The organism is Pseudomonas sp. TE24901 (assembly GCF_054058375.1).
The window spans coordinates 135,156-161,056 of record NZ_JBSSAF010000013.1; the positions used below are offsets into that span (position 1 = coordinate 135,156).

Genomic DNA, 25,901 nt, shown 5'->3' on the forward strand with positions numbered 1-25,901 from the left:
AAGCGTTACAGTCGTCCCAGATCGTTGACCAGGGCTAACAACATCACCCCGACCACCAAACTGATACCGATCTGTATCCCCCAACCCTGCACCCGATCCGACAAGGGGCGACCACGCACCCACTCGACCAGATAAAACAACAGATGCCCCCCATCCAATACTGGAATGGGCAGCAAATTCAGAACCCCCAGGCTAATACTCAGATAAGCCAGGAAATTCAGGAAATCTGCGACACCCGACTGGGCAGAAGCGCCCGCCACTTTAGCAATGGTTATCGGTCCACTCAAGTTTTTTACCGAGAGCTCGCCGAACAACATTTTCTTGAGGGATTCGAGGGTCAGCACGCTCATGGTCCAAGTGCGTTTTGCACCTTCGCCAATCGCTGCCAAAGGCCCGAAACTGACCTCCCGAACCATCGACGGCGGCCACTCTACGCCCTTGACTCCAGCACCCAGGTACCCCCCGGCCGCCTTGGCTTCCCCGCGTACCGACAAGGTCACAGGGACGTCGATTTGAGCACCATCGCGCTCAACTTTCAGCACAATTTTGGTATCAGGGCGTACACGCACCAGATCGACCACTTGCTGCCAGTCACCCAGCGACTGACCATCAAGCGCCAACAGGCGATCGCCGGTTTTCAGGCCTGCAGCCTGGGCCGGACCTTTCGGGTCCAGCTCGGCAAGTACCGGCGGCAGCGCAGGACGCCATGGGCGAATACCCAGGGATTTGATCGGATCAGGCTCATCAGCGCCCTTAAGCCAATGATCCAGGACCAGCTCACGCGGGGTTTCAGTGGTGGAGTCTTGCTCACGCACTACCACATTGACGGTGCCGCTTTCGCCCAGGCGACGAACCAACTGCAGGTTGACCGCGCCCCAGCCAGTGGTAGGTTCGCCATCAATGGAAACAATTTCCTGCCCGGCAACCAGGCCAGCCTTGGCCGCCAGGCTGTCCGCCTCGACCGCACCGATGACCGGGCGCACCTGCTGGCTGCCCAGCATGGCCAAGACCCAGAAGAACACCATCGCCAACAGGAAGTTGGCAATCGGGCCCGCAGCCACAATGGCGATACGCTGACGAACGCTCTTGCGGTTGAAGGATTGGTCCAGTTGATCGGCCGGCACTTCGCCTTCACGTTCATCGAGCATCTTGACGTAGCCGCCCAGCGGAATGGCTGCAATCACGAACTCGGTACCATGGCGATCGTGCCAGCGGACCAACGGCATGCCGAAACCGACGGAAAAGCGCAATACCTTGACGCCGCAACGACGCGCCACCCAAAAGTGGCCGAATTCGTGGAAGGTAACCAGCACACCCAGAGCAACCAGGGTGCCGACAATCATGTAGAGCGCACTCATCTAATTTCTCCGCATTCCAATCCAGTGCCTGAAGGCCTACTGCGCCGACAGACTAACGCGCATTGCGGTTCAACCATTGCCCGGCCAGCGCTCGAGCCTTTGCATCCGCCTCAAACACCGCGCCCAGATCATTCACCGCGACCACAGGCTCAAGGCTCAGCACGTCCTCGATGATACTCGCGATCTGCGGAAAGCGGATGCGCCCATCAAGAAACGCCGCCACCGCCACTTCATTGGCCGCATTGAGCATGGCTGGCGCGCTGTTGCCCGCCTCGGCCGCTTGCCGCGCCAGACGCAGGCATGGGAAGCGCTGCTCGTCCGGCGCCTCGAAGTCCAGGCGGGCGATGGCAAACAAATCCAGAGGCGCAACCCCGGAGTCGATCCGCTCAGGCCACGCCAAGGCATTGGCGATCGGTGTGCGCATGTCGGGGTTACCCAGCTGCGCCAATACCGAACCATCCACATAGTCGACCAGGGAATGAATCACACTTTGCGGGTGAATCACCACCTCGACCTGGTCCGGCCGGGCATCGAACAGCCAGCAGGCTTCGATCAGCTCCAGGCCCTTGTTCATCATGCTGGCTGAGTCTACGGAGATTTTGCGCCCCATGGACCAGTTCGGATGGGCACAGGCCTGATCCGGAGAGACATGCTCCAGCTCCGCCGAAGGCGTCTGACGGAACGGGCCACCCGAAGCGGTCAACAGAATGCGACGCACGCCTACCTGGCTCAGACCACGGGAAAAATCCCCCGGCATGCACTGGAAAATCGCGTTGTGCTCACTGTCGAGAGGCAGCAGTACGGCGCCGCCCTTGCGCACCGCCTGCATGAAGAGTGCGCCAGACATCACCAGCGCTTCTTTATTTGCCAGCAGGATCTTCTTGCCCGCATCGACAGCCGCGAGCGTCGGACGCAGGCCCGCAGCGCCAACGATGGCTGCCACGACGGTATCGACCTCGGCATCCGCCGAAACCTGGCAAAGCCCCTCCTCGCCCACCAACACTTGAGTGGCGAGCCCGACAGCGCGCAGGTCGTCCTGCAAGCCACGGGCTGCCGCCGCCTCAGGCACTACAGCAAAACGCGGCGCGTGGCGCACGCACAACGCCAGCAGCTCACTCAGACGCGTAAACCCGGTCAGGGCAAAGACCTGATAACGGTCCGGGTGGCGAGCAATCACATCAAGGGCGCTCAACCCTACCGAGCCGGTTGCACCCAGCACGGTCACTTGCTGCAGGCGGCTCACGAAGCGGTCATCCACAACAGCACTGCAAAGATCGGGATCGCAGCAGTCAGGCTGTCGATACGGTCCAGCACACCACCGTGACCTGGCAGCAGGTTGCTGCTGTCCTTGATCCCGGCCTGGCGCTTGAACATGCTCTCAGTGAGGTCGCCAACCACCGAAATAAACACGACGACAGCGGTGCCCAACAAGGCCAGGAAAACCTCCTTCACCGACCAATCGCGCACAACACCGACCACCAGCGTAATGACCAGAGTCAACGCCAGACCACCGTACACGCCCTCCCAGCTCTTGCCCGGGCTCACGGCCGGCGCCAGCTTGCGCTTGCCAAAGGCCCGACCCGAGAAGTACGCACCGATATCAGCACCCCACACCAACACCATCACCGCCATGATCAGCCAGTTGCCCATGGGCGAATTCTTGATCTCCACCAACCCTTGCCAGGCCGGCAGCAGAATCAGCAAACCAATCACCAGCTTGCTGGCAACACTGGACCAGTGACCACTGGTACGCGGAAACGTCAGCACCAGGAAGGTCGCCAGCGCCCACCACAACACCGCCGCCCCCAACACCCAAGGCACGACGATGCTCGACAGGGTATGCATCAGAAACAGCAGCACCGCGACCACCGCGGCGTACACCACGCGTGGCAATTGCGCATTGAAACCCGCCAGGCGCGCCCATTCCCAGGCGCCCAGGGTCACGACCAGGCCGATAAACAGCGCAAAGCCGGAACCATCGAGCAGGAAGAACCCGCACAAGGCGATCGGCAACAGGATCAGTGCAGTGATGATTCGTTGTTTAAGCATTTAAACCCGGGCTCCAGCTTCGATCTGCTCGCTCGTTTTACCGAAGCGACGCTGACGGGAAGCGAAATCGGCCAGCGCATTGCGCATGGCATCGTGTTTGAAGTCCGGCCAGAACAGGTCGGAGAAGTACAGCTCGGTGTAAGCCAGCTGCCACAGCAGGAAATTGCTGATGCGATGCTCGCCACCGGTACGAATGCACAGGTCCGGCAACGGCAGGTCACCGGTGACCAGGCAGGTTTGCAGCAATTCAGGCGTAATGTCATCCGGCCGCAGATGACCGGCCTGCACTTCGCGGGCAAGGCGTTGCGCCGCTTGGGCGATATCCCACTGACCACCATAGTTGGCTGCGATCTGCAGCACAAAACGGTTGGCGCCGGCCGTGATAGCCTCGGCCTCGCGCATGGCCGCCTGCAGCTCCGGGTGAAACCGCGAGCGATCACCAATGATGCGCAGGCTGATGTTGTTGTCGTTGAGACGCTTGGCCTCACGACGCAGGGCCTTGAAGAACAGGTCCATCAAGGCGCTGACTTCTTCGGCAGGCCGCTGCCAGTTTTCACTGGAGAAGGCGAACAAGGTCAGCACCTCGACCTTGGCTTCGGCGCACACCTCAATCACGGCCCGCACCGCATCGACACCCGCTTTATGCCCGGCTACACCCGGCATAAAGCGTTTCTTCGCCCAGCGATTATTCCCATCCATGATGATCGCGACATGGCGCGGCACCACAGAGGGTACAGTCTGCTTGGTCTTTTCCATGAAGGCGTCCTGACCCCTTATACGGCCATCAGGTCCTTTTCTTTTTCTTCCGTGGCCTTGGTGATCTGGGCCTCGGCATCTTTAGTCAGCTTGTCGATATCGGCAACGGCACGACGCTCTTCGTCTTCGCTGATTTCCTTGTCCTTGACCAGCTTCTTCAGGTCACCCAAGGCATCGCGACGGATGTTGCGCACGGCCACACGGGCATCTTCTGCAGCGCTGCGTGCCTGCTTGGTGAAGCCCTTGCGGGTTTCTTCGGTCAGGGCAGGCATGGAGATCAGCAGCAACTCACCCAGGTTGGTCGGGTTGAGGTTCAGGCCAGCGCTCTGGATTGCCTTGTCAACGGCAGCGAGCATGTTGCGCTCGAATGCCACGACCTGCAGGGTGCGCGAGTCCTTCACGGTGACGTTGGCCACGCTGCTCAGCGGAGTGTCGGCGCCGTAGTAAGGCACCATCACGCTGCCCAGGATGCTTGGGTGCGCCTTGCCGGTACGAATCTGGCCGAATGCATGGCTCAGAGACTCCAGGGATTTCTGCATACGCGCTTGGGCGTCTTTCTTGATTTCGTTGATCATTGTTGGCCTTCCTCGATCAGAGTCCCTTCCGCGCCGCCGTGTACGATATTCAGCAGGGCGCCGGGCTTGTTCATGTTAAATACGCGCAGCGGCATCTTGTGGTCGCGGCACAGGCAAATTGCCGTCAGATCCATCACGCCCAGCTTGCGATCCAGCACTTCATCGTAGGTCAGATGATCGAACTTCTCGGCATGCGGGTCTTTGAATGGGTCTGCGGTGTACACACCATCCACCTTGGTGGCCTTGAGCACCACGTCAGCATCGATCTCGATGGCACGCAGGCAGGCAGCCGAATCGGTGGTGAAGAACGGGTTACCCGTGCCGGCGGCAAAGATCACCACTTCCTTGGCGTTCAGGTGGCGCATGGCTTTACGACGATCATAGTGATCGGTCACGCCGACCATGGAAATAGCCGACATCACGATGGCCGAGATATTGGCGCGCTCCAGAGCGTCGCGCATGGCCAGGGCGTTCATCACAGTGGCCAGCATGCCCATGTGGTCGCCCGTGACCCGATCCATCCCGGCCGCACTCAGTGCAGCGCCGCGGAACAGGTTGCCGCCACCGATCACCAGACCGACTTGTACGCCGATTCCGACCAACTGGCCGACCTCCAGCGCCATGCGGTCGAGCACCTTGGGATCGATCCCGAACTCTTCCGAGCCCATCAGGGCCTCGCCGCTAAGCTTGAGTAGAATGCGTTTATAGCGAGCCTGATAACCACTGCCCTGCTGAGCCATTGCGAATCTCTCCTGCGGCGTATTTTTTAAAAATTCTTGGCGAGCCGTTTACGGCTTGCGTTCACTCTAGCTGGACGCTATCACAGCGCCATCGGAACACGGCTTTGTAAGCCAGTTCCGAGGGGAAGCCAAATAAAATCAGCCTTCCCATTTGAAAAGAGGCTGCGCGCGTGAGCGGGCAGCCTCTTTCGGGCGACAGTTTAAAACTGTCTTATTGCTTGGCGGCAGCCAGCTGGGCAGCAACTTCTTCAGCGAAGTTGTCGACCGGCTTCTCGATGCCTTCGCCTACTTTGAAGTAGGTGAAGGAAACGATTTCAGCACCGGCTTTCTTGGCCAGGTCGCCAACCTTGATTTCAGGGTTCTTGACGAACGCCTGCTCAACCAGGCTTGCTTCAGCCAGGAACTTGCTGATACGGCCTTTGACCATGTTCTCAACAATGTTTTCTGGCTTGCCTTTGATTTTTTCTTCGTTCAGCTGCAGGAACACAGCTTTTTCACGCTCGATCGCTTCGGCCGAAACTTCCGAAGGCAGCAGGAACTCAGGGTTGCTTGCAGCAACGTGCATAGCGATGTCTTTGGCCAGCTCTACGTCACCGCCTTTCAGAACAACCGCTACACCGATCTTGTTGCCGTGCAGGTAACCACCAACCACGTCACCTTCAACGCGGGCCAGGCGACGGATGTTGACGTTTTCGCCAACCTTGCCGACCAGTACCAGGCGAGCAGCTTCTTGAGCTTCGATCAGAGGCTCAACGGTGGTCAGCTTGTCAGCGAATGCTTTTTCAACGCTGGCAGCCACGAATGCCTTGAAGTCGTCCTGCAGAGCCAGGAAGTCGGTCTGCGAGTTCACTTCCAGCAGAACAGCGGACTTACCGTCTTCTTTCAGAGCGATAGCGCCTTCAGCAGCTACGTTGCCTGCTTTCTTGGCGGCCTTGATGGCGCCCGAAGCACGCATGTCGTCGATGGCTTTTTCGATGTCGCCGCCGGCCTTGGTCAAGGCCTTTTTGCAATCCATCATGCCTTCGCCGGTACGCTCACGCAGTTCTTTAACCAACGCTGCAGTAATCTCTGCCATTTCAAAATCCTCTTGGATAGGTTTTCAACCATTCCACCCGATCAAACGGGCGATCAATTCTTCCCGAACCACCCTTGTAGGCCGCTGCACGTTACAAATGATGTAGCTGCGCTGCCGACAAATGGTTTTCGAGGTGGCAAAAAGGGGGCCAAGCCCCCTTTTTGCTTACTGAGTCAACGCCAGGGCGCTATTACTCAGCGGCAGCTACCGGAGCTTCTTCAACGAACTGCTCGGTACCACCAGCAACGTGGTTGCGACCACGGATTACAGCGTCAGCCATCGAACCCATGTACAGCTGGATAGCGCGGATTGCGTCATCGTTGCCTGGGATGATGTAGTCAACGCCTTCCGGGCTGCTGTTGGTATCGACTACGCCGATAACAGGGATGCCCAGCTTGTTGGCTTCGGTGATCGCGATGCGCTCGTGATCAACGTCGATAACGAACAGTGCGTCAGGCAGACCGCCCATGTCCTTGATACCACCCAGGGAACGATCGAGCTTTTCCAGGTCACGGGAGCGCATCAGCGCTTCTTTCTTGGTCAGCTTGGCGAAAGTACCGTCTTCGGCTTGTACTTCAAGGTCACGCAGACGCTTGATGGAAGCACGGATGGTCTTGAAGTTGGTCAGCATGCCGCCCAACCAGCGGTGATCGACGTACGGCGAACCGCAACGTGCTGCTTCTTCAGCAACGATCTTGCCAGCGGAACGCTTGGTGCCGACGAACAGAATCTTGTTTTTGCCCTGGGCCAGACGCTCTACGAAAGTCAGAGCTTCGTTGAACATTGGCAGGGTTTTTTCAAGGTTGATGATGTGGATCTTGTTACGCGCGCCGAAAATGTATTTACCCATTTTCGGGTTCCAGTAACGGGTCTGGTGACCGAAGTGCACACCGGCCTTCAGCATATCGCGCATATTGACTTGGGACATGATAGTTCCTTAATAAGTCGGGTTTGGCCTCCACGTATCCCAATGACCAACCAGCGGCATCAAGGCCTCCGGCACCCAGGTCATCGTGTCGACACGTGTGTGGATTTAAGCTTTGCGGGGTATCCCCGGAAAGCGGCGCATTTTATACCACAGCATCGACGAAAACGAAACCCGCAATCACATCTGCCGCCGACCGCGTTCACGCAAGCCCTTGAATAGAGCCCACAACCCCCTACCTTATAGAGAGAAGCGATTATCAGAGGCTCATGATTTGACGCCATCGTCTGATAGAATCGCGTTTTTTGTGGCTTGTGCGAATTCTGTAACCTTTTGTCGCACGCCCGTAAACCGTATTGATTTCAGCGCGTCGCGCTAGAGAGAGCCTGTATGACCGTAAGTTTGAAAACCGCCGAAGACATCGCCGGCATGCGTATCGCCGGCAAACTGGCTGCCGACGTGCTGGAAATGATCGCCGAACACGTCAAGCCCGGCGTCACCACCGACACCCTGAACCAGATCTGCCACGACTATATAGTCAATGTGCAAAAGGCCATCCCTGCCCCGTTGAACTACAAGGGTTTCCCCAAGTCCATCTGCACCTCGGTCAACCACGTGGTCTGCCACGGGATCCCGGGCGACAAGCCCCTGAAGGACGGCGACACCCTGAACATCGACGTCACCGTGATCAAGGACCGCTACTTCGGCGACACCAGCCGCATGTTCCACGTCGGCACCGTGCCGGTCTGGGCCGAGCGCCTGTCCCAGGTGACCCAGGAATGCATGTACAAGGCCATCGAGATCGTGAAACCCGGCTGCCGCCTGGGCGACATCGGCGAAGTGATCCAGAAGCACGCCGAAAAGAACGGTTTCTCGGTGGTGCGCGAGTTCTGCGGTCACGGCATCGGCACTGTGTTCCACGAAGAGCCACAGATCCTGCACTACGGCCGCGCCGGCACCGGTATGGAGCTGAAAGCAGGCATGACCTTCACCATCGAACCGATGATCAACCAGGGCAAGGCCGACACCAAGGTGCTGGGCGACGGCTGGACCGCCATCACCAAGGACCGCAAGCTCTCGGCCCAGTGGGAGCACACCCTACTGGTCACCGACACCGGCTACGAGATCTTCACCTTGCGCGCCGACGACACGATCCCGCGCACGTCGGGTGCGGCTTCGGCGTAAAGCTTGCTTAGGTTTTCCCCCCACTGTGTTGTGACTGACTGATAGATAGAAAGGAAAACCGATCGATGCCCCAGGTGGATCCCGAACTCTTCGACCGTGGCCAGTTCCAGGCCGAACTGGCGTTGAAGGCAAGCCCCATCGCCGCCTTCAAGAAGGCTATCCGCCAGGCCCGCGAGGTGCTCGATGAGCGCTTTCGCAGCGGCCGGGACATCCGCAGGCTGATCGAGGACCGCGCTTGGTTCGTCGATAACATCCTGCAAAAGGCCTGGGAGCAATTCAGTTGGAGCGAGGACGCCGACATCGCCCTGGTGGCGGTCGGCGGCTACGGGCGCGGCGAGCTGCACCCCTACTCCGACATCGACCTGCTGATCCTGCTGGACAGCGCCGACCATGAGATCTTTCGCGATTCTATCGAGCGCTTTCTCACCCTGTTGTGGGACATCGGCCTGGAAGTCGGCCAGAGCGTGCGCTCGGTGGACGAATGCGCCGAAGAGGCCCGCGCCGACCTGACCGTCATCACCAACCTGATGGAAAGCCGCACCATCGCCGGCCCCGAACGCCTGCGCCAGCGTATGCTCGAAGTCACCAGCACCGCGCACATGTGGCCAAGCAAGGACTTCTTCCTGGCCAAACGCGCCGAGCAGAAGGCCCGGCACCACAAATACAACGACACCGAATACAACCTGGAACCCAACGTCAAGGGTTCGCCCGGTGGCCTGCGGGATATCCAGACGATTTTGTGGGTTGCCCGTCGCCAGTACGGCACCCTGAACCTGCGGGCCCTGGCCGGCGAAGGTTTCCTGGTGGAAAGCGAAAACGCCCTGCTGGCCTCCTCCCAGGAGTTCCTGTGGAAAGTGCGCTACGCCTTGCACATGCTCGCCGGACGCTCCGAAGACCGCCTGCTGTTCGACCACCAGCGCTCCATCGCCACCCTGCTGGGTTTTGAAGGCGAAGACGCGAAGACCAGCATCGAAAGCTTCATGCAGCAGTATTACCGGGTGGTCATGAGCATTGCCCAGCTCAGCGACCTGATCATCCAGCACTTCGAGGAAGTGATCCTGGCGCCCGAGGATGAAGCGCCGCCGCAGCCGATCAACGCGCGTTTCCAACTGCACGACGGCTATATCGAGGCGCGCAACGACAACGTCTTCAAACGCACCCCGTTCGCCATGCTGGAGATCTTCGTGCTGATGGCCCAGCAGCCGGAAATCAAGGGCGTGCGCGCCGACACCATCCGTTTGCTGCGGGAAAACCGTCACCTGATCGACGATGACTTTCGCAACGATATCCGCAACACCAGCCTGTTCATCGAGCTGTTCAAGTGCAAGATCGGCATCCACCGCAACCTGAGGCGCATGAACCGCTACGGCATCCTCGGGCGCTACCTGCCGGAATTCGGCTTTATCGTCGGGCAGATGCAGCACGACCTGTTCCACATCTACACCGTGGACGCCCACACCCTGAACCTGATCAAGCACCTGCGTAAGCTGCAATACACCCAGGTGTCAGAGAAATTCCCGCTGGCCAGCAAACTCATGGCCAAGCTGCCCAAGCCGGAGCTGATCTACCTCGCCGGCCTGTACCACGACATCGGCAAGGGCCGCCATGGCGACCACTCGGAAGTCGGCGCCGTCGACGCCGAGGCGTTCTGCCAGCGCCACCAGTTGCCCCTGTGGGACAGCCGCCTGATCGTCTGGCTGGTGCAGAACCACCTGGTGATGTCCACCACTGCCCAGCGCAAGGACTTGTCCGACCCGCAGGTGATCCACGACTTCGCCGGCATCGTCGGCGATGAAACCCGTCTCGACTACCTGTATGTGCTGACGGTCTCCGACATCAACGCCACCAACCCCACGCTGTGGAACTCGTGGCGTGCCAGCCTGTTGCGCCAGCTCTACACCGAGACCAAGCGCGCCTTGCGCCGTGGCCTGGAAAACCCGGTGGACCGCGAAGAGCAGATCCGCCGCACCCAAAGCGCAGCCCTGGACATCCTGGTGCGTGGCGGCAACGACCCGGACGATGTCGAGCAACTCTGGTCGCAACTGGGCGACGACTACTTCCTGCGCCACACCGCCGGCGATGTGGCCTGGCACAGTGACGCGATCCTGCAGCAGCCGGCCGATGGCGGGCCTTTGGTGCTGATCAAGGAAACCACCCAGCGCGAATTCGAAGGCGGTACGCAGATCTTCATCTATGCGCCGGACCAGCACGACTTCTTCGCCGTGACCGTGGCCGCCATGGACCAGCTCAACCTGAACATTCATGACGCACGGGTCATCACCTCCAGCAGCCAGTTCACCCTCGACACCTACATCGTGCTCGACACCGACGGCGACTCGATTGGTGACAACCCGGTGCGGGTGAAAAAGATCCGCGAAGGCCTTACCGAGGCCCTGCGCAACCCTGACGACTACCCGACCATCATCCAGCGCCGGGTACCGCGCCAGCTCAAGCACTTTGCGTTTGCGCCCCAGGTGACCATTTCCAACGACGCCCAGCGGCCGGTAACCGTGCTGGAACTCAGCGCACCGGATCGCCCGGGGTTGCTGGCACGCATCGGCGGGATCTTCCTGGAGTTCGACCTGTCGTTGCAGAACGCCAAGATTGCGACCCTCGGCGAGCGCGTGGAAGACGTGTTCTTCATCACCGACGCCGATAACCAGCCGCTGTCCGACCCTGAGCTGTGCCTGCGCTTGCAGGAAGCCATCGTGCAGCAGTTGAGCGTGACCCAAGAGCCTGGGGTCGAGCTCACCCGGCTGACTATTTGATTATTGAATGTGTTAACCCGATTCATGTGGGAGCTGGCTTGCCTGCGATAGGGCCGCCACGGTGTATCTGGCACACCGAGGCGAAGCCATCGCAGGCAAGCCAGCTCCCACAGGGTCTGCGCTTACCTAAGAGACTTTTATGAACAACGCCCTGAACCAGCTCCAGCCCTACCCGTTCGAAAAACTGCGTGCCCTGCTGGGCAGCGTCACGCCGAACCCGGACAAGCGCCCGATCGCGCTGTCCATCGGCGAACCCAAGCACAAGTCACCTGAGTTCGTCGCCAAGGCCCTGGCCGACAGTCTCGACCAGATGGCGGTGTACCCGACCACCCTGGGCATCCCGGCCTTGCGCGAGGCCATCGGCGCCTGGTGCGAACGCCGCTTCAATGTACCCAAGGGCTGGCTTGACCCGGCGCGCAACATCCTGCCGGTCAACGGCACCCGCGAGGCGCTGTTCGCCTTCACCCAGACCGTGGTCAATCGTGGTGACGACGCCCTGGTGGTGAGCCCGAACCCGTTCTATCAGATCTACGAAGGCGCGGCGTTCCTGGCCGGGGCCAAGCCGCACTACCTGCCTTGCCTGGATGCCAACGGCTTCAACCCGGATTTCGATGCCGTGACGCCGGACATCTGGAAGCGCTGCCAGATCCTGTTCCTGTGCTCCCCGGGTAACCCGACCGGCGCGCTGATCCCGGTCGATACCCTGAAAAAACTCATCACCCTGGCCGACGAACATGACTTCGTCATCGCCGCCGACGAGTGCTACAGCGAACTGTACTTCGACGAACAAACCCCACCACCGGGCCTGTTGAGCGCCTGCGTCGAGCTGGGCCGCCAGGACTTCAAGCGCTGCGTGGTGTTCCATAGCCTGTCCAAGCGCTCCAACCTGCCAGGCCTGCGCTCCGGTTTTGTGGCCGGCGACGCCGACATCCTCAAGGCCTTCCTGCTGTACCGCACCTACCACGGCTGCGCGATGCCGGTGCAAACCCAGTTGGCCAGCATTGCAGCCTGGAAAGACGAAGCCCATGTGCTGGCCAACCGTGACCTGTACCGCGAGAAATTCGACGCCGTGCTAGCCATTCTCAAGCCGGTACTGGATGTGCAGGCACCGGATGGCGGGTTCTACCTGTGGCCGAATGTGAATGGAGACGATGCCACCTTTTGTCGCGACCTGTTCGAGCAAGAACACGTAACCGTGGTTCCGGGTTCCTACCTGTCGCGGGAAGTGGATGGCTTCAACCCGGGTGCAGGGCGAGTGCGTTTGGCACTGGTTGCACCACTGGCGGAGTGCGTGGAGGCGGCTGAGCGAATTCGCGATTTTGTCCAGCGCACTCAGTAACCCTTGCCAACCCCGCACTGTGCAACACAGTGCGGGGCCATGCTCACTTGAACAAGGGGAACCAGAATTTCGCGCTTAACACTCATTGGGACATTCCCTTGGAGTACAGCGCATGAACCCGACCGCTCAACTTTCTGGCAACGTTCATTTCCCACTGCCGCCCTTAGATAGCGAAACTCCCACCTCTGCGCGCACCGGCCGGACCAAAAGAGGCCTCGCAGACACAACCAAACGCTGGCCCGCAGGCGTCATAACCGTTGCTGTTGACCTTAGAGACCAGAAAAGCAAGGCTCTGGTGATAGATGCGATCAGGGAGTGGGCGCATAACACTCCCGCCCTTCAATTTCGGGTTGTCGATGGCAGAGAGGGCGATATTCGAATCTCTGATGACCCCGGCATCAAGAGAAACTGGTCCGCGATTGGCACCGACGCGAAAAACGTGCCGCTGAGCGAACCGACGATGCACTTGGAACGACTCGATGATTCGAGGGAATTCCGTGCAAATGCGCTGCACGAATTCGGCCATGCCCTGGGGCTGCTGCACGAACACCAAAACCCTGAGCACGATATCAACTGGGACATAGACGCTGTTTACGAAGGTTACACCAGCGAGCACTTCCCGAAAGAGCTCGTCTATAGTCAGTTCCTGAAACTACCTGTTGGCGACCATTTGCTCGTCACCCGCTATGACAGTAAGTCCATCATGCATTACGACTTCCCGGATATTGTCACCCTTGATGGAAGAGGTGTCGGTGCCAATACCCATCTCTCGGAAGGAGACAAAGCCATCGTACGCAAACTATACAAATTACCCACCTGATAGTTACTCAGTGCGAACCTCTACTTCATCACTCCCAAGTTCGCTTCGCTCATATCCAGATCCGCCAACACTTCCCTCAACACGTCATCACCCATCTGGTGATGACGGCTCAAGCTATACAACTCCAGGCGCTGCGCCCGCAGGGCCCTGAGCCACAACTTGCGTTCAAGCAGATCTATCTGTTGCGCCAGCGCCTGGGCTTGGGCCGAGTCGTTGCAGAACGCCACGATTGCGACCCTCGGCGAGCGCGTGAAAGACGTGTTCTTCATCACCGACGCCGATAACCAGCCGCTGTTCGACCCGGAGCTGTGCCTGCGCTCGCAGGAAGCCATCGTCGTGACTCAGGAGCCTGGCGTCGAGCTCACGCGCCTGACTATATAAATTTTAATGTTGTGGACGTGGCTCATGTGGGAGCTGGCTTGCCTGCGATGGCATCGCCTCGATGCGAACGTGTGGAAGCGGCGGAGCGGGTTCGTGCGTTTATTCAGCGTCATCAGTCATCAAACACGCCCGCACTGCGCAATGCAGTGCGGGATGCTGAGCATTTCCTACAGCGCCACAAGTATTAAGCTACGCCTTTGTTGGAACGTTTCCCTCAAACAGCACCACTACATGGACTCCAGACTCCTTTCGTCAGCGAGACCGTGCATTTTGAGCATCAACCCTACTGCCCATCCAACAGCCGCCGCCCCTGAGCATGCCTACAACAACCAGGCGCCGGAAACATCCGCGCTCAGTAGAAAAAAACGTGGCGTGGCATTCCCTGCGGACCTTTGGCCACAACACTCGACACTCAAGATCTCGTTGATTGGCATGACGCCGGAGCAAGAGCAACTCACCAAAACCAGCATCAATAAGTGGGCGCCTCACGTCAATCTGACGTTTGAGTTCACCCAATCACCCGACGCCGATATCAGGATTGCAGCGGACAATAATTCCTATGGGGGCTCATCGACAGTCGGCGTAAATGCGAAGAAGGTTCCCGCCCAAAAGCCCACGATGGTTATCGGTTTTGCACACGGCTTGGTTACAAAAACCAGCCAGACGATAGCGCATGAGTTCGGCCATGCCTTGGGTTTGAAGCATGAGCACCAACATCCCTACCGGACTTTAGAGTTCAATGCAGAAAACGTCTATCAAGAGCACGATCGCTACAAACAACCCAGGAAAGAGGCTGACGACCAAATACTGAAAAAATTTGATCCTCGCCAGGTTTATTCTTCTCAGTATGACCCGCGCTCAATCATGCACTACAGCATGCCGGGGGAGTACTTCACTAACGGCATGCCCACATCCGAGAACTATGAACTGTCAGAAACCGACAAACAGTTCATCCGTGCGCTGTACCCTAAAAACCGATAGAGCCCCTGAGACTTATTTCAGCGATCCCAGGTTCGCTTCGCTCATATCCAGCTCCGCTAACACCTCCCGCAACACGTCATCACCAATCTGGTGATGACGGCTCAAGCTATACAATTCCAGGCGCTGCGCCCGCAGGGCCTTGAGGCGCAACTTGCGCTCAAGCAGGTCCATCTGTTGCGCCAGCGCCTGGGCCTCGACCGAGTCGTTGAACACTTCCAACTGGTGGCGGTATTCCGACATCAAGCGTGCCTTCAACTCAGCAGCGAGCGCGGCCTGGGCGGCGTCCTGGGTTTCGGTTTCAGCAAGTTCCTCGGTTTCCAGGGCATGAATCGCGGCCACGGCGGTTTTCTTCCAGGCCTCGCGAACCTCGTTGTGGCGCTTCTCATCGGGACTCTTTTCGACGCCGCGCAACAACAGTGGCAAGGCAATGCACGCAGCAATCAGCGATAACAGGATCACCCCTGCCGCGATAAAGGTCAGCAGGTCACGCTCGGGAAAGTCCTGCCCCGGCGCCAGCAGCAGCGGCACCGACATCACACCGGCCAGCGTCACTGCACCGCGCACGCCACCGACGGTGAGCAACCAGCATGAACGCGCCGTTGGCACCAGCGTCAGCTCACCTTTGCCTCGCAGCCTGCGCAGCAAACCCGACAGCCGCCAAATACTCTGTACCCAGATAAAGCGCAGCACCAGCAACACCAGGAAGATCGCCGCCACGTCCAGGCAGCGATACAACAAGGTCGGCCACAACGTCGGCTCATGGCTGACCACCGCCTTGATGATGTCCGGCAGTTGCAGGCCCAGCAGCAGGAAGATCAAGCCGTTGAAAGCAAACTCCAACAACGACCAGACGCTGCGGTTGAGCAAACGCGTGCTCGTCTGGCGCGGCAGCAGGTCGAGCCAGCTTTGCATCATGCCCGCTGCTACCGCCGACAAAATCCCCGATGCACCCAAACGCTCAGCCAACACATACGCGGCAAACGGCAGCAGCAACATGAACACTACATGCGTCGCCGGGTCGTCCCAACCCCGGGCGATCATCCAGGTGCGCAAGCGGCCCACCAGCCAGCTCAGCGCAACCCCCACGGCCAGGCCACCGACGGCCACCAAGACAAACGTGAGGCTGGCATCGGCCAGGGAAAACACCCCGGTCAATGCCGCCGCCAGGGCGAACTTGAAGGTCACCAGGCCCGACGCATCATTCATCAATGCCTCGCCCTGCAACATGTGCATCAGCGGAGTAGGCAAACGATTCTGGGAAATGGCGGACACGGCCACAGCATCCGTCGGCGACAAAACCGCCGCCAGGGCGAAGGCCACCGGCAGCGGGATCGTAGGCAATATCCAGTGAATGAAGTAACCGGCACCGACTACCGTGAACAGCACCAGCCCCACCGCCAACGTCAGGATCGGCCCGCGCAGCCGCCAAAGCTCTCGCTTGGGCATGCGCCAACCATCGGAGAACAACAACGGCGGCAGGAACAGAAACAGGAACAGCTCCGGGTCCAGTGCCACGTGCAACCCTAGCGTAGGCCACGCCAGCAAGGCGCCGGCGGCAATCTGCACCAGGGGCAACGGCAGAGGAATGACACGCCCGACCAGACGCGAAACGCTGACCAGCATCAGCAGAATAAGAACGGTGTAGGCGGTTTGCATAACGCGGGTTTCCCGGACAATCGACGTGCAACGACACACATACGGCAACAACTCGCCGTTGAAGTGCCATATAACCCAGCTATGTTACCCACCTGGCTGCAGCCTGACATTTGCACATAAGTCGCACGCCGGCATGACGAGCGGCACCCAAACCCGCTGGTCGTGGCATAATCCGTGACCTTCCGTTTTCACACGCTCAAAGGGGGCAATTCCTTGACCGCTTCAAGCAAAACGTTGCACCTTTTCGGCATCAAAGCCTGCGACACCATGAAAAAGGCCCGCACCTGGCTCGATGAGCACGCTGTGAGCTATGAGTTCCACGACTACAAAACAGCCGGTATCGACCGCGAACACTTGACCCAATGGTGCAACGAGCACGGTTGGCAGGTGGTTTTGAACCGTGCGGGCACCACCTTTCGCAAACTCGAAGACGAACGCAAAGCCGATCTCGATCAGTCGAAAGCCATTGAATTGATGCTCGCGCAACCTTCGATGATCAAGCGCCCGGTGCTTGATCTCGGTGACAGAACCCTGATTGGCTTCAAGCCAGATAGTTATTCGGCGGCCCTCAAGTAGGCCAGCCCTTTCCATTTTGTAGAGGTAACAGCATGTCCAATTCCCTGTTCAGCCTGGGCTTCGGCGTCGGCACTCAGAACCGCCAAGGTGCTTGGCTGGAAGTGTTTTACGCGCAGCCGCTGCTCAACCCTTCGGCTGAAATCGTCGCGGCCATCGCGCCGATCCTCGGTTACACCGAAGGCAACCAGGCCATTACCTTCACCATCAGCCAAGCACTGCAGCTGGCTGATGCGCTCAAGAATGTCGACGCCACCCAAGCCGCGTTGCTCAACCGCCTGGCTGAAAGTCACACGCCGCTGGTCGCCACCCTGCTGGCTGAAGACGCCGCACTGACCTCCACGCCTGAGGCCTACCTCAAGCTGCACCTGCTGTCCCACCGCTTGGTCAAGCCACACGGCCTGAGCCTGGCCGGTGTGTTCCCGCAACTGCCGAACGTGGCCTGGACCAGCCAGGGCGCAATCGACATCGCCGAACTGGCCGAACGCCAACTGGAAGCGCGCCTGCGTGGCGAGCTGCTGGAAGTGTTCTCGGTGGACAAGTTCCCGAAAATGACCGACTACGTGGTTCCGGCCGGCGTACGGATCGCTGACGCCGCGCGTCTGCGCCTGGGCGCCTACGTGGGCGAAGGCACCACCGTGATGCACGAAGGTTTCGTCAACTTCAACGCCGGCACCGAAGGCCCGGGCATGATCGAAGGCCGTGTGTCGGCTGGCGTGTTCGTCGGCAAGGGCTCGGACCTGGGCGGCGGTTGCTCCACCATGGGCACCCTGTCGGGCGGCGGCAATATCGTGATCAAGGTGGGCGAAGGCTGCCTGATCGGCGCCAACGCCGGTATCGGTATCCCGCTGGGCGACCGCAACACCGTGGAGTCGGGCCTGTACGTCACCGCCGGCACCAAGGTTGCGTTGCTGGACGAGCAGAACCAACTGGTCAAGGTGGTCAAGGCACGCGAACTGGCCGGCCAGCCGGACCTGCTGTTCCGCCGCAACTCCGAGACCGGTGCCGTGGAGTGCAAAACCCACAAATCGGCCATCGAACTGAACGAAGCGCTGCACGCTCACAACTAAGCAGCCACTCGATGCCACTAGCGGGCCCCCACCCAGGGGCTCGCTTATACGAGTCTTTATCACCATGCTTGTGCCCTCTCCCTGGCGCGCCGACTTCCCGGCCATCGCCACCCTGCAACGGCAAGACCAGACCTACCTGGACAACGCCGCCACCACGCAAAAACCCCAAGCCCTGCTGGATGCCATCAGCCATTACTACGCCAATGGCGCAGCCAATGTGCACCGTGCCCAGCATTTGCCGGGGGCTCACGCGACACAGGCTTTTGAAGACAGCCGCAACAAGGTCGCGCAGTGGCTGAACGCAGGTGACAGCGGGCAAATCGTGTTTACCCACGGCGCGACATCGGCGCTGAACCTCTTGGCCTATGGCCTTGAGCACTTATTCAATGCGGGCGATGAGATTGTCATCAGCGCCCTGGAACACCATGCCAACCTGCTGCCCTGGCAGCAGTTGGCCAAACGCCGCGCGCTGAACCTGGTGGTATTGCCCCTGGGTGACGACGGCGTGATTGACCTTGCCGTCGCCGCCGAACTGATCGGCCCACGCACGCGCCTGCTGGCGGTGAGCCAGTTGTCCAATGTGCTCGGCGCCTGGCAGCCCCTGGAGGCCCTGTTGGCGCTGGCCCAGCCACACGGCGCGCTGACCGTCATCGACGGTGCCCAGGGCATCGTCCATGGCCGTCACGACGTGCAGGCCCTGGGGTGCGACTTCTATGTGTTCTCCAGCCACAAACTCTACGGGCCGGACGGCGTCGGCGTGCTGTTTGGCCGCAACGAAGCCCTGCACCACCTGCGCCACTGGCAGTTTGGTGGCGAGATGGTGCAACAGGCCGACTACCACAGCGCCAGCTTTCGCCCGGCGCCCCTGGGTTTCGAAGCCGGCACGCCGCCGATCGCCAGCGTGATCGGCCTGGGGGCCAGCCTGGACTACCTGAGTTCGCTGGACCCCAACGCCGTGATCGCCCATGAAGCAGCCCTGCACGACTACCTGTTGCGCGGGCTCAAAGCGCGCAACGGTGTGCAAGTATTGGGATATCCCCAGGTGGCCCTGGTCAGCTTCGTGGTCGATGGCGTGCATAACGCTGACCTCGCCCACCTGCTGACGGAGCAAGGCATTGCCGTGCGGGCCGGCCATCACTGTGCGATGCCGTTGCTCAAGGCGATGCACCTGTCGGGGGCGATTCGTGTGTCCCTGGCGCTGTACAACGACTCCGATGATCTGGAGCGTTTCTTTGAAGCGCTGGATCAAGCGCTGGATATGCTGCGATGAATTTGCCGGTGGATGCAGTGACCGCGCTTGACGCCTTCCAGGCTGTCGGCAGTTGGGAACAGCGCGCGCGGATGCTGATGCAATGGGGCGAGCGTCTGCCGGCCCTGGCCGACGGGGATAAAGTCGACGCCAACCTGGTGCAGGGCTGCGAAAGCCTGGTGTGGTTGGTGGGGCACTTGCAGGATGGCCGTTGGCAGTTTGCTGCCGCCAGCGATGCACGGATGATTCGCGGGTTGGTGGCGTTGCTGCTGGCGCGGGTGAATGGGTTGACGGCCGCCGAGTTGCAGGCCGTTGATCTGCCGGACTGGTTCAACCAGCTGGGGCTTTCCCGCCAATTGTCACCGTCCCGCAGCAATGGCCTCAACGCAGTCCTGCAGCGTATGCGAGCGTTGGGCCATACCTAAAACCAAATGTGGGAGCGGGCTTGCTCGCGAAAGCGCCGTGTCAGTCTATACATGATTGACTGAGCCACCGCATTCGCGAGCAAGCCCGCTCCCACATTTTGAGCTTGGTTCGGCAGGATAGTTAAGCAGGCTTGACCCGCTCCGACGGCCTACGCACCCCGGCGACGATCTTATCCACGGCCTTGGTCGCCGCGACCATGCCAAACGTCGCCGTCACCATCATCACCGCGCCAAACCCACCCGCGCAGTCCAGCTTCACCCCATCCCCGACAAAGCTCTTTTGCAAACAGATACTGCCGTCCGGCTTGGGATAGCGCAGTTGCTCGGTGGAAAACACACACGGCACGCTGTAGTGGCGGGTCACGGTGCGCGAGAAACCATAGTCGCGGCGCAGGGTTGAGCGCACTTTGGAGGCCAGCGGGTCATTGAAGGTGCGGTTCAAGTCGCACACCTGGATCAACGTCGGGTCGATCTGCCCGCCGGCACCGCCGGTGGTGATGATCTGGATCTTGCGGCGCTTGCACCAGGCAATCAGCGCCGCCTTGGCGTTGACCGCGTCGATGCAGTCGATCACGCAGTCGATGTCTGGCGTGATGTATTCGGCCATGGTGTCGCGGGTGACGAAATCCGCCACCGCGTGCACCGTGCAATCCGGGTTGATGCCGCGCAGGCGCTCAGCCATCACCTCGACCTTGGGTTTGCCCACGGTGCTGTCCAGGGCATGCAACTGGCGGTTGCTGTTGCTGACGCAGACGTCGTCCAGGTCAAACAGCGAAATCTCGCCCACCCCGCAACGGGCCATGGCTTCCGCCGCCCAGGAACCCACGCCGCCGACGCCGACGATCGCCACATGGGCCGCTTTCAAGCGTTCCAGGCCTTCAATGCCATACAAGCGGGCGACGCCTGCAAACCGTGGATCTTCTGTACTCATGACCATTACCCCAAAAACCGGCGCGCATTATGGACTACAGAGCGACAAGTTCGAAGCGACAAGCTACAAGTAAAGAACTTAGATGGCCTTTCGCTGACTAATGTCCGGTTTTTCTCTGCTTGCTGTACGGTCAGGGAAGGGCCGGTGTAGGATGCGCGCCGTTCGGCGCAGGCCGACACCTCTTTTCGTTCCACACCCTTTGGAACCCGAAATAGCCATGGCATCGCGTAAATTTGGACTCAACCTGGTGATCGTGCTGGCAATCGCCGCGCTGTTCACCGGCTTCTGGGCGCTGATCAACCGCCCGGTCACCACCCCCAACTGGCCTGAACAGATCTCCGGGTTTTCGTACTCGCCGTTCCAACAAGGCCAGTTCCCACAGAAAGACCAATACCCGACTGACGATCAGATGCGCCAGGACCTGGCGATCATGAGCAAGCTGACGGACAACATCCGTACCTACTCGGTTGACGGCACCCTGGGAGACATCCCAAAGCTGGCGGAAGAATTCGGCCTGCGGGTGACCCTGGGCATCTGGATCAGCCCGGACCTGGAACGCAACGAACGTGAAATCCAGCGCGCCATCGAGTTGGCCAACAGTTCGCGCAGCGTGGTACGGGTGGTGGTCGGCAACGAAGCGCTATTCCGCGAAGAAATCACCCCCGAAGCGCTGATCGTGCTGCTCGACCGGGTGCGTGCCGCCGTGAAAGTGCCGGTGACCACCTCCGAACAATGGCACATCTGGGAAAAGAACCCGCAACTGGCCAAGCACGTCGACCTGATCGCCGCGCACATCCTGCCGTTCTGGGAATACATCCCGATGGACAAGGCCGGCCAATACGTACTCGACCGTGCCCGAGACCTGAAAAAACTATTCCCGAAAAAGCCCTTGCTGCTGTCGGAAGTCGGCTGGCCGAGTAACGGCCGTATGCGCGGTGGTAACGAAACGTCGCCGGCCGACCAGGCCATTTACCTGCGCACGCTGGTGAACAAGCTCAACCGCCAGGGCTACAACTACTTCGTGATCGAGGCGTTCGACCAGCCGTGGAAAGTCAGTGACGAAGGCTCCGCCGGCGCCTACTGGGGCGTGTACAACGCCGCGCGCCAGCAGAAATTCAACTTTGAAGGCCCGGTGGTCGCGATCCCGCAATGGCGCGTACTGGCCATCGGCTCGGTGGTACTGGCACTGCTGTCGCTGACCTTGCTGATGATCGACGGCTCGGCCCTGCGCCAGCGAGGCCGTACCTTCCTGACCTTTATCGCATTCCTGTGCGGTTCGGTGCTGGTGTGGATCGGCTACGACTACAGCCAGCAATACAGCACCTGGTTCAGCGTGACGGTCGGCGTCTTGCTGGCACTCGGCGCCCTCGGCGTGTTTATCGTGTTGCTGACCGAAGCCCATGAGCTGGCCGAGGCGGTGTGGACCCACAAACGTCGGCGTGAATTCCTGCCGGTTGAAGGGGATTCAGACTACCGCCCAAAAGTGTCGATCCACGTGCCGTGCTACAACGAGCCGCCGGAGATGGTCAAACAGACCCTCGACGCCCTGGCAGCCCTCGATTACCCGGACTACGAAGTCCTGATCATCGACAACAACACCAAGGACCCGGCCGTCTGGGAGCCGGTGCGCGACTACTGCGAAACCCTCGGCCCGCGCTTCAAGTTCTTCCACGTCTCGCCCCTGGCCGGTTTCAAGGGCGGCGCGCTGAACTACCTGATCCCGCACACCGCCAAGGATGCCGAAGTGATCGCGGTGATCGACTCGGACTACTGCGTGTCGCCGAACTGGCTCAAGCACATGGTGCCGCACTTCGCCGACCCGAAAATCGCCGTGGTGCAGTCGCCGCAGGACTACCGCGACCAGCACGAAAGCACCTTCAAGAAGCTCTGCTACGCCGAATACAAAGGCTTCTTCCATATCGGCATGGTCACCCGCAACGACCGTGATGCGATCATCCAGCACGGCACCATGACCATGACCCGTCGCTCGGTGCTCGAAGAATTGGGCTGGGCCGACTGGTGCATCTGCGAAGACGCCGAACTGGGCCTGCGCGTATTCGAGAAAGGCCTGTCGGCGGCGTATTACCACGACAGCTACGGTAAAGGCTTGATGCCGGATACCTTTATCGACTTCAAGAAACAGCGTTTCCGCTGGGCTTACGGCGCGATCCAGATCATCAAGCGTCACACCGCCAGCTTGCTGCGCGGCAAGGACACCGAGCTGACCCGTGGCCAGCGCTACCACTTCCTCGCGGGCTGGCTGCCGTGGGTGGCGGACGGCATGAACATCTTCTTCACCGTGGGCGCCCTGTTGTGGTCGGCGGCGATGATCATCGTGCCGACGCGCGTCGACCCGCCGCTGCTGATTTTCGCGATCCCGCCCTTGGCGTTGTTCGTGTTCAAAGTGGGCAAGATCATCTTCCTGTACCGCCGCGCCGTTGGCGTGAACCTCAAGGATGCGTTCTGCGCGGCCCTCGCAGGCCTGGCGTTGTCCCACACCATCGCCAAGGCGGTGCTGTACGGCTTCTTCACCAGCAGCATTCCGTTCTTCCGTACACCCAAGAACGCCGATAACCACGGCTTCTGGGTCGCGATTTCCGAAGCCCGCGAAGAGATGTTCATCATGCTGCTGCTGTGGGGCGCGGCGCTGGGGATCTACCTGGTGCAGGGCCTGCCCAGCAACGACATCCGCTTCTGGGTGGTGATGCTGCTGGTGCAGTCGCTGCCGTACGTGGCGGCGCTGATCATGGCGTTCCTTTCGTCGCTGCCCAAACCTGCAGCGACGCCGGCGCCTGAACCGGCCGTGTAAAAACTTGCGCAATGCACTAAACGGCGGCCTCTGGCCGCCGTTTTGCTATAAGATAACGGCCGTTTTGCGAGTCTTAGCCGAGCGCTGCTCTCTGTGGGAGCTGGCTTGCCTGCGATGCAGACGCCGCGGTCTGGGAGACACACCGCGGCGATGCCATCGCAGGCAAGCCAGCTCCCACATTGGCTCTGCGTCGCCTCAGGCTCTGTATTCCACATTCGTCCTGCGCCCATCACACGCTTCCCGGAGTTTTCCCATGACGGCCCATGCCGACCTTTCGCCGACCCTTCAACTTGCCATCGACCTGATCCGTCGCCCCTCGGTCACGCCGATCGACGCCGATTGCCAGAAGCTGATGATGCAGCGCCTGGGCGACGCCGGTTTTGCGCTCGAGCCGATGCGTATTGAAGACGTGGACAACTTCTGGGCCACCCATGGCAAGCACGAAGGCCCGGTGCTGTGCTTTGCCGGTCACACCGACGTGGTGCCCACCGGTCCAGTGAACGCCTGGCAGAACGACCCGTTCGACGCGCTGATCGACGAAAACGGCATGCTCTGCGGGCGTGGCGCGGCGGACATGAAGGGCAGCCTGGCGGCCATGCTCGTGGCATCGGAGCGTTTTGTCACCGACTACCCGGACCACCGCGGCTCGGTCGCGTTCTTGATCACCAGCGATGAAGAAGGCCCGGCGCACCATGGCACCAAGGCCGTGATCGAGCGCTTGGCAGCCCGCAAGGAACGCCTGGACTGGTGCATCGTCGGCGAGCCGTCGAGCACCACCCTGGTGGGCGATGTGGTCAAGAACGGCCGTCGCGGTTCCCTCGGCGCCACCCTGACCGTACGCGGCGTGCAAGGCCACGTGGCCTACCCGCACCTGGCCAAGAACCCGATCCACCTGGCCGCTCCGGCCCTGGCGGAACTGGCGGCCGAGCACTGGGATGACGGCAATGCCTTCTTCCCGCCAACCAGTTTCCAGATCTCCAACCTCAATTCCGGTACCGGCGCGACCAACGTGATCCCGGGCGACCTGACGGCGGTGTTCAACTTCCGTTTTTCCACCGAGTCCACCGTCGAAGGCCTGCAGCAACGCGTGGCAGCGATCCTCGACAAGCACAACCTGGACTGGCACGTGGAGTGGGCGCTGTCGGGCCTGCCGTTCCTCACCGAACCCGGCGCCCTGCTGGATGCCGTTTCGGCCAGCATCAAGGCGGTCACCGGCCGTGACACCAAGGCCTCGACCAGTGGCGGCACGTCCGACGGGCGTTTCATCGCCACCCTCGGCACCCAAGTGGTCGAGCTGGGTCCGGTCAACGCGACGATCCACCAGGTCAACGAACGCATCCTGGCCAGCGACCTCGATGTGCTGACCGAAATCTACTACCAGACCCTGATCAAGTTGCTCGCCTGATGCTCGCCTGCCCCCTTTGCAGCGCCCCGCTCAACGCAGTGGACAACGGTGTGGCCTGCCCGGCCGGGCACCGTTTCGACCGCGCGCGCCAGGGCTACCTGAACCTGTTGCCGGTGCAGCACAAGAACAGCCGCGACCCGGGAGACAACCTGGCGATGGTGGCGGCGCGCCGCGACTTCCTCAACGCCGGGCACTACGCTCCGGTGGCCAGGCGCCTGGCGGAACTGGCCGCCGAGCGCGCACCACAACGCTGGGTGGACATCGGCTGTGGCGAGGGTTACTACACCGCGCAGATCGCCGATGCCCTGCCCCAGGCCGATGGCTACGCGCTGGACATCTCCAAGGAAGCGGTCAAGCGGGCCTGCAAGCGCAACCCGGCGCTGACCTGGTTGATCGCCAGCATGGCCCGCGTGCCGTTGGCGTCAGGCAGCTGCCAGTTTCTGGCCAGCGTGTTCAGCCCATTGGATTGGGAAGAGGCCAAGCGCCTGCTCAGCCCAGGCGGCGGTTTGATGAAGGTTGGCCCGACCAGCGGTCACCTGATGGAACTGCGCGAGCGGTTGTACGACGAAGTGCGCGAGTACACCGACGACAAGCACCTGGCCCTGGTGCCGGAGGGCATGAGCCTGGCCCACAGCGAGACGCTTGAGTTCACCCTGAGCCTGGCCGAGCCTGCAGACCGCGCCAACCTGCTGGCCATGACGCCCCACGGCTGGCGGGCCAGCGCCGAGCGCCGCAACGAAGTGATCGAGGCCGCCGAACCGCTGAAGGTCACGGTGTCGATGCGCTACGATTATTTCGTGCTTCAATAACCGACTTTTCCGCGAATGGATT

General features: G+C 60.6%; 22 protein-coding genes and 2 pseudogenes. 13 read left to right on the top strand and 11 right to left on the bottom strand.

Annotated features, from left to right (window positions below; all coding sequences use genetic code 11):
* Positions 1 to 5: 5 nt before the first annotated feature.
* The 8 genes from rseP to rpsB all read right to left on the bottom strand — a co-directional run bounded on the left by rseP (position 6) and on the right by rpsB (position 7,481).
* The gene (gene rseP / locus ACVWVP_RS24195) at positions 6 to 1,358 is read right to left on the bottom strand and encodes a sigma E protease regulator RseP (protein WP_457408457.1); all 1,353 of its coding nucleotides are present in this window, start codon (positions 1,356 to 1,358) and stop codon (positions 6 to 8) included.
* 52 nt (positions 1,359 to 1,410) lie between these two features.
* Positions 1,411 to 2,601 (bottom strand): 1-deoxy-D-xylulose-5-phosphate reductoisomerase, encoded by a 1,191-nt coding sequence (gene ispC, locus ACVWVP_RS24200; protein ID WP_457408459.1) that lies wholly within the window; start codon positions 2,599 to 2,601, stop codon positions 1,411 to 1,413.
* On the bottom strand, positions 2,598 to 3,407 hold the full coding sequence (locus tag ACVWVP_RS24205; protein WP_457408461.1) for a phosphatidate cytidylyltransferase: 810 nt from the start codon (positions 3,405 to 3,407) through the stop codon (positions 2,598 to 2,600). Before ACVWVP_RS24205 ends, ispC begins: the two co-directional genes overlap by 4 nt.
* Positions 3,408 to 4,163: a polyprenyl diphosphate synthase gene (uppS, locus tag ACVWVP_RS24210; RefSeq protein WP_016974405.1), complete on the bottom strand. Its 756-nt coding sequence runs from the start codon at positions 4,161 to 4,163 to the stop codon at positions 3,408 to 3,410.
* Between the two features lie 17 nt (positions 4,164 to 4,180).
* Entirely contained in the window at positions 4,181 to 4,738 is a 558-nt protein-coding gene (frr, locus tag ACVWVP_RS24215; RefSeq protein ID WP_043049618.1) for a ribosome recycling factor, read from the bottom strand.
* Positions 4,735 to 5,478, bottom strand: coding sequence for a UMP kinase (gene pyrH, locus ACVWVP_RS24220; protein ID WP_003172271.1), 744 nt, complete (start codon positions 5,476 to 5,478; stop codon positions 4,735 to 4,737). Before pyrH ends, frr begins: the two co-directional genes overlap by 4 nt.
* Positions 5,479 to 5,689: 211 nt before the next feature.
* Positions 5,690 to 6,553 (bottom strand): translation elongation factor Ts, encoded by an 864-nt coding sequence (gene tsf, locus ACVWVP_RS24225; protein ID WP_016974403.1) that lies wholly within the window; start codon positions 6,551 to 6,553, stop codon positions 5,690 to 5,692.
* A 190-nt stretch (positions 6,554 to 6,743) separates the two neighbouring features.
* Positions 6,744 to 7,481, bottom strand: a complete 738-nt coding sequence (rpsB, locus tag ACVWVP_RS24230; protein ID WP_003189158.1) for a 30S ribosomal protein S2 — start codon at positions 7,479 to 7,481, stop codon at positions 6,744 to 6,746.
* A gap of 387 nt (positions 7,482 to 7,868) precedes the next feature.
* Between rpsB and map the strand changes: the two genes are divergently transcribed.
* From map to ACVWVP_RS24250, 4 genes are all read left to right on the top strand, one after another.
* The gene (gene map / locus ACVWVP_RS24235; RefSeq protein ID WP_178919029.1) at positions 7,869 to 8,663 is read left to right on the top strand and encodes a type I methionyl aminopeptidase; all 795 of its coding nucleotides are present in this window, start codon (positions 7,869 to 7,871) and stop codon (positions 8,661 to 8,663) included.
* A gap of 65 nt (positions 8,664 to 8,728) precedes the next feature.
* On the top strand, positions 8,729 to 11,431 hold the full coding sequence (locus ACVWVP_RS24240; protein ID WP_178919030.1) for a [protein-PII] uridylyltransferase: 2,703 nt from the start codon (positions 8,729 to 8,731) through the stop codon (positions 11,429 to 11,431).
* Between the two features lie 139 nt (positions 11,432 to 11,570).
* A complete protein-coding gene (gene dapC / locus ACVWVP_RS24245) occupies positions 11,571 to 12,770 on the top strand; it encodes a succinyldiaminopimelate transaminase (RefSeq protein ID WP_178919031.1) in 1,200 nt (399 codons plus the stop codon).
* A 112-nt stretch (positions 12,771 to 12,882) separates the two neighbouring features.
* Positions 12,883 to 13,590: a M12 family metallopeptidase gene (locus ACVWVP_RS24250; protein ID WP_457408463.1), complete on the top strand. Its 708-nt coding sequence runs from the start codon at positions 12,883 to 12,885 to the stop codon at positions 13,588 to 13,590.
* Between the two features lie 20 nt (positions 13,591 to 13,610).
* Here ACVWVP_RS24250 and ACVWVP_RS24255 read toward each other — a convergent pair.
* Positions 13,611 to 13,805, bottom strand: a pseudogene (locus tag ACVWVP_RS24255) (Na+/H+ antiporter); the annotation flags it as partial.
* On the opposite strand from ACVWVP_RS24255, the pseudogene ACVWVP_RS24260 reads away from it, so the two are divergent.
* Positions 13,801 to 13,971: pseudogene (locus ACVWVP_RS24260) on the top strand (ACT domain-containing protein); the annotation flags it as partial. The pseudogenes ACVWVP_RS24255 and ACVWVP_RS24260 overlap by 5 nt on opposite strands.
* 270 nt (positions 13,972 to 14,241) lie before the next feature.
* Positions 14,242 to 14,952, top strand: coding sequence for a M12 family metallopeptidase (locus tag ACVWVP_RS24265; RefSeq protein WP_457408464.1), 711 nt, complete (start codon positions 14,242 to 14,244; stop codon positions 14,950 to 14,952).
* Between the two features lie 12 nt (positions 14,953 to 14,964).
* Here ACVWVP_RS24265 and ACVWVP_RS24270 read toward each other — a convergent pair whose 3' ends face one another.
* Positions 14,965 to 16,608, bottom strand: coding sequence for a Na+/H+ antiporter (locus ACVWVP_RS24270; protein ID WP_457408466.1), 1,644 nt, complete (start codon positions 16,606 to 16,608; stop codon positions 14,965 to 14,967).
* A gap of 267 nt (positions 16,609 to 16,875) precedes the next feature.
* Here ACVWVP_RS24270 and ACVWVP_RS24275 point away from each other — a divergent pair, with 267 nt between their 5' ends.
* From ACVWVP_RS24275 to ACVWVP_RS24290, 4 genes are all read left to right on the top strand, one after another.
* Positions 16,876 to 17,184: an arsenate reductase gene (locus ACVWVP_RS24275; protein ID WP_231982825.1), complete on the top strand. Its 309-nt coding sequence runs from the start codon at positions 16,876 to 16,878 to the stop codon at positions 17,182 to 17,184.
* Between the two features lie 32 nt (positions 17,185 to 17,216).
* Positions 17,217 to 18,251 (top strand): 2,3,4,5-tetrahydropyridine-2,6-dicarboxylate N-succinyltransferase, encoded by a 1,035-nt coding sequence (gene dapD, locus ACVWVP_RS24280; protein WP_178919035.1) that lies wholly within the window; start codon positions 17,217 to 17,219, stop codon positions 18,249 to 18,251.
* A 64-nt stretch (positions 18,252 to 18,315) separates the two neighbouring features.
* Positions 18,316 to 19,521 carry an aminotransferase class V-fold PLP-dependent enzyme gene (locus tag ACVWVP_RS24285; protein ID WP_178919036.1) on the top strand — a complete coding sequence of 402 codons (1,206 nt, stop codon included), beginning with the start codon at positions 18,316 to 18,318 and terminating at the stop codon, positions 19,519 to 19,521.
* Positions 19,518 to 19,925, top strand: coding sequence for a SufE family protein (locus ACVWVP_RS24290; RefSeq protein WP_457408468.1), 408 nt, complete (start codon positions 19,518 to 19,520; stop codon positions 19,923 to 19,925). The genes ACVWVP_RS24285 and ACVWVP_RS24290 overlap by 4 nt, the downstream gene beginning before the upstream one ends.
* A 121-nt stretch (positions 19,926 to 20,046) precedes the next feature.
* Here the strand turns inward: ACVWVP_RS24290 and tcdA are convergent, their stop codons facing one another.
* Complete coding sequence (gene tcdA / locus ACVWVP_RS24295; protein WP_372339886.1) at positions 20,047 to 20,856, bottom strand: tRNA cyclic N6-threonylcarbamoyladenosine(37) synthase TcdA; 810 nt, start codon at positions 20,854 to 20,856, stop codon at positions 20,047 to 20,049.
* Between the two features lie 217 nt (positions 20,857 to 21,073).
* On the opposite strand from tcdA, the gene ACVWVP_RS24300 reads away from it, so the two are divergent.
* The 3 genes from ACVWVP_RS24300 (at position 21,074) to ACVWVP_RS24310 (ending at position 25,879) form a co-directional block, all read left to right on the top strand.
* Entirely contained in the window at positions 21,074 to 23,665 is a 2,592-nt protein-coding gene (locus ACVWVP_RS24300) for a glycosyltransferase (RefSeq protein WP_457408470.1), read from the top strand.
* A 253-nt stretch (positions 23,666 to 23,918) separates the two neighbouring features.
* Complete coding sequence (gene dapE / locus ACVWVP_RS24305; RefSeq protein WP_178919043.1) at positions 23,919 to 25,070, top strand: succinyl-diaminopimelate desuccinylase; 1,152 nt, start codon at positions 23,919 to 23,921, stop codon at positions 25,068 to 25,070.
* Positions 25,070 to 25,879, top strand: coding sequence for a putative RNA methyltransferase (locus ACVWVP_RS24310; protein ID WP_259171810.1), 810 nt, complete (start codon positions 25,070 to 25,072; stop codon positions 25,877 to 25,879). The genes dapE and ACVWVP_RS24310 overlap by 1 nt, the downstream gene beginning before the upstream one ends.
* Positions 25,880 to 25,901: the final 22 nt, after the last annotated feature.

Bases quoted from the DNA above. Each gene is read 5' to 3' on its own strand.
- dapE (WP_178919043.1), top strand. From the start codon at position 23,919: ATGACGGCCCATGCCGACCTTTCGCCGACCCTTCAACTTGCCATCGAC.
- map (WP_178919029.1), top strand. From the start codon at position 7,869: ATGACCGTAAGTTTGAAAACCGCCGAAGACATCGCCGGCATGCGTATC.
- ACVWVP_RS24300 (WP_457408470.1), top strand. From the start codon at position 21,074: ATGGCATCGCGTAAATTTGGACTCAACCTGGTGATCGTGCTGGCAATC.
- ACVWVP_RS24285 (WP_178919036.1), top strand. From the start codon at position 18,316: ATGCTTGTGCCCTCTCCCTGGCGCGCCGACTTCCCGGCCATCGCCACC.
- frr (WP_043049618.1), bottom strand. From the start codon at position 4,738: ATGATCAACGAAATCAAGAAAGACGCCCAAGCGCGTATGCAGAAATCC.
- ACVWVP_RS24270 (WP_457408466.1), bottom strand. From the start codon at position 16,608: ATGCAAACCGCCTACACCGTTCTTATTCTGCTGATGCTGGTCAGCGTT.
- ACVWVP_RS24205 (WP_457408461.1), bottom strand. From the start codon at position 3,407: ATGCTTAAACAACGAATCATCACTGCACTGATCCTGTTGCCGATCGCC.
- rseP (WP_457408457.1), bottom strand. From the start codon at position 1,358: ATGAGTGCGCTCTACATGATTGTCGGCACCCTGGTTGCTCTGGGTGTG.
- ACVWVP_RS24250 (WP_457408463.1), top strand. From the start codon at position 12,883: ATGAACCCGACCGCTCAACTTTCTGGCAACGTTCATTTCCCACTGCCG.
- ACVWVP_RS24290 (WP_457408468.1), top strand. From the start codon at position 19,518: ATGAATTTGCCGGTGGATGCAGTGACCGCGCTTGACGCCTTCCAGGCT.
- pyrH (WP_003172271.1), bottom strand. From the start codon at position 5,478: ATGGCTCAGCAGGGCAGTGGTTATCAGGCTCGCTATAAACGCATTCTA.
- dapC (WP_178919031.1), top strand. From the start codon at position 11,571: ATGAACAACGCCCTGAACCAGCTCCAGCCCTACCCGTTCGAAAAACTG.
- uppS (WP_016974405.1), bottom strand. From the start codon at position 4,163: ATGGAAAAGACCAAGCAGACTGTACCCTCTGTGGTGCCGCGCCATGTC.
- dapD (WP_178919035.1), top strand. From the start codon at position 17,217: ATGTCCAATTCCCTGTTCAGCCTGGGCTTCGGCGTCGGCACTCAGAAC.
- ACVWVP_RS24275 (WP_231982825.1), top strand. From the start codon at position 16,876: ATGAAAAAGGCCCGCACCTGGCTCGATGAGCACGCTGTGAGCTATGAG.
- tcdA (WP_372339886.1), bottom strand. From the start codon at position 20,856: ATGAGTACAGAAGATCCACGGTTTGCAGGCGTCGCCCGCTTGTATGGC.
- rpsB (WP_003189158.1), bottom strand. From the start codon at position 7,481: ATGTCCCAAGTCAATATGCGCGATATGCTGAAGGCCGGTGTGCACTTC.
- tsf (WP_016974403.1), bottom strand. From the start codon at position 6,553: ATGGCAGAGATTACTGCAGCGTTGGTTAAAGAACTGCGTGAGCGTACC.
- ACVWVP_RS24240 (WP_178919030.1), top strand. From the start codon at position 8,729: ATGCCCCAGGTGGATCCCGAACTCTTCGACCGTGGCCAGTTCCAGGCC.
- ACVWVP_RS24310 (WP_259171810.1), top strand. From the start codon at position 25,070: ATGCTCGCCTGCCCCCTTTGCAGCGCCCCGCTCAACGCAGTGGACAAC.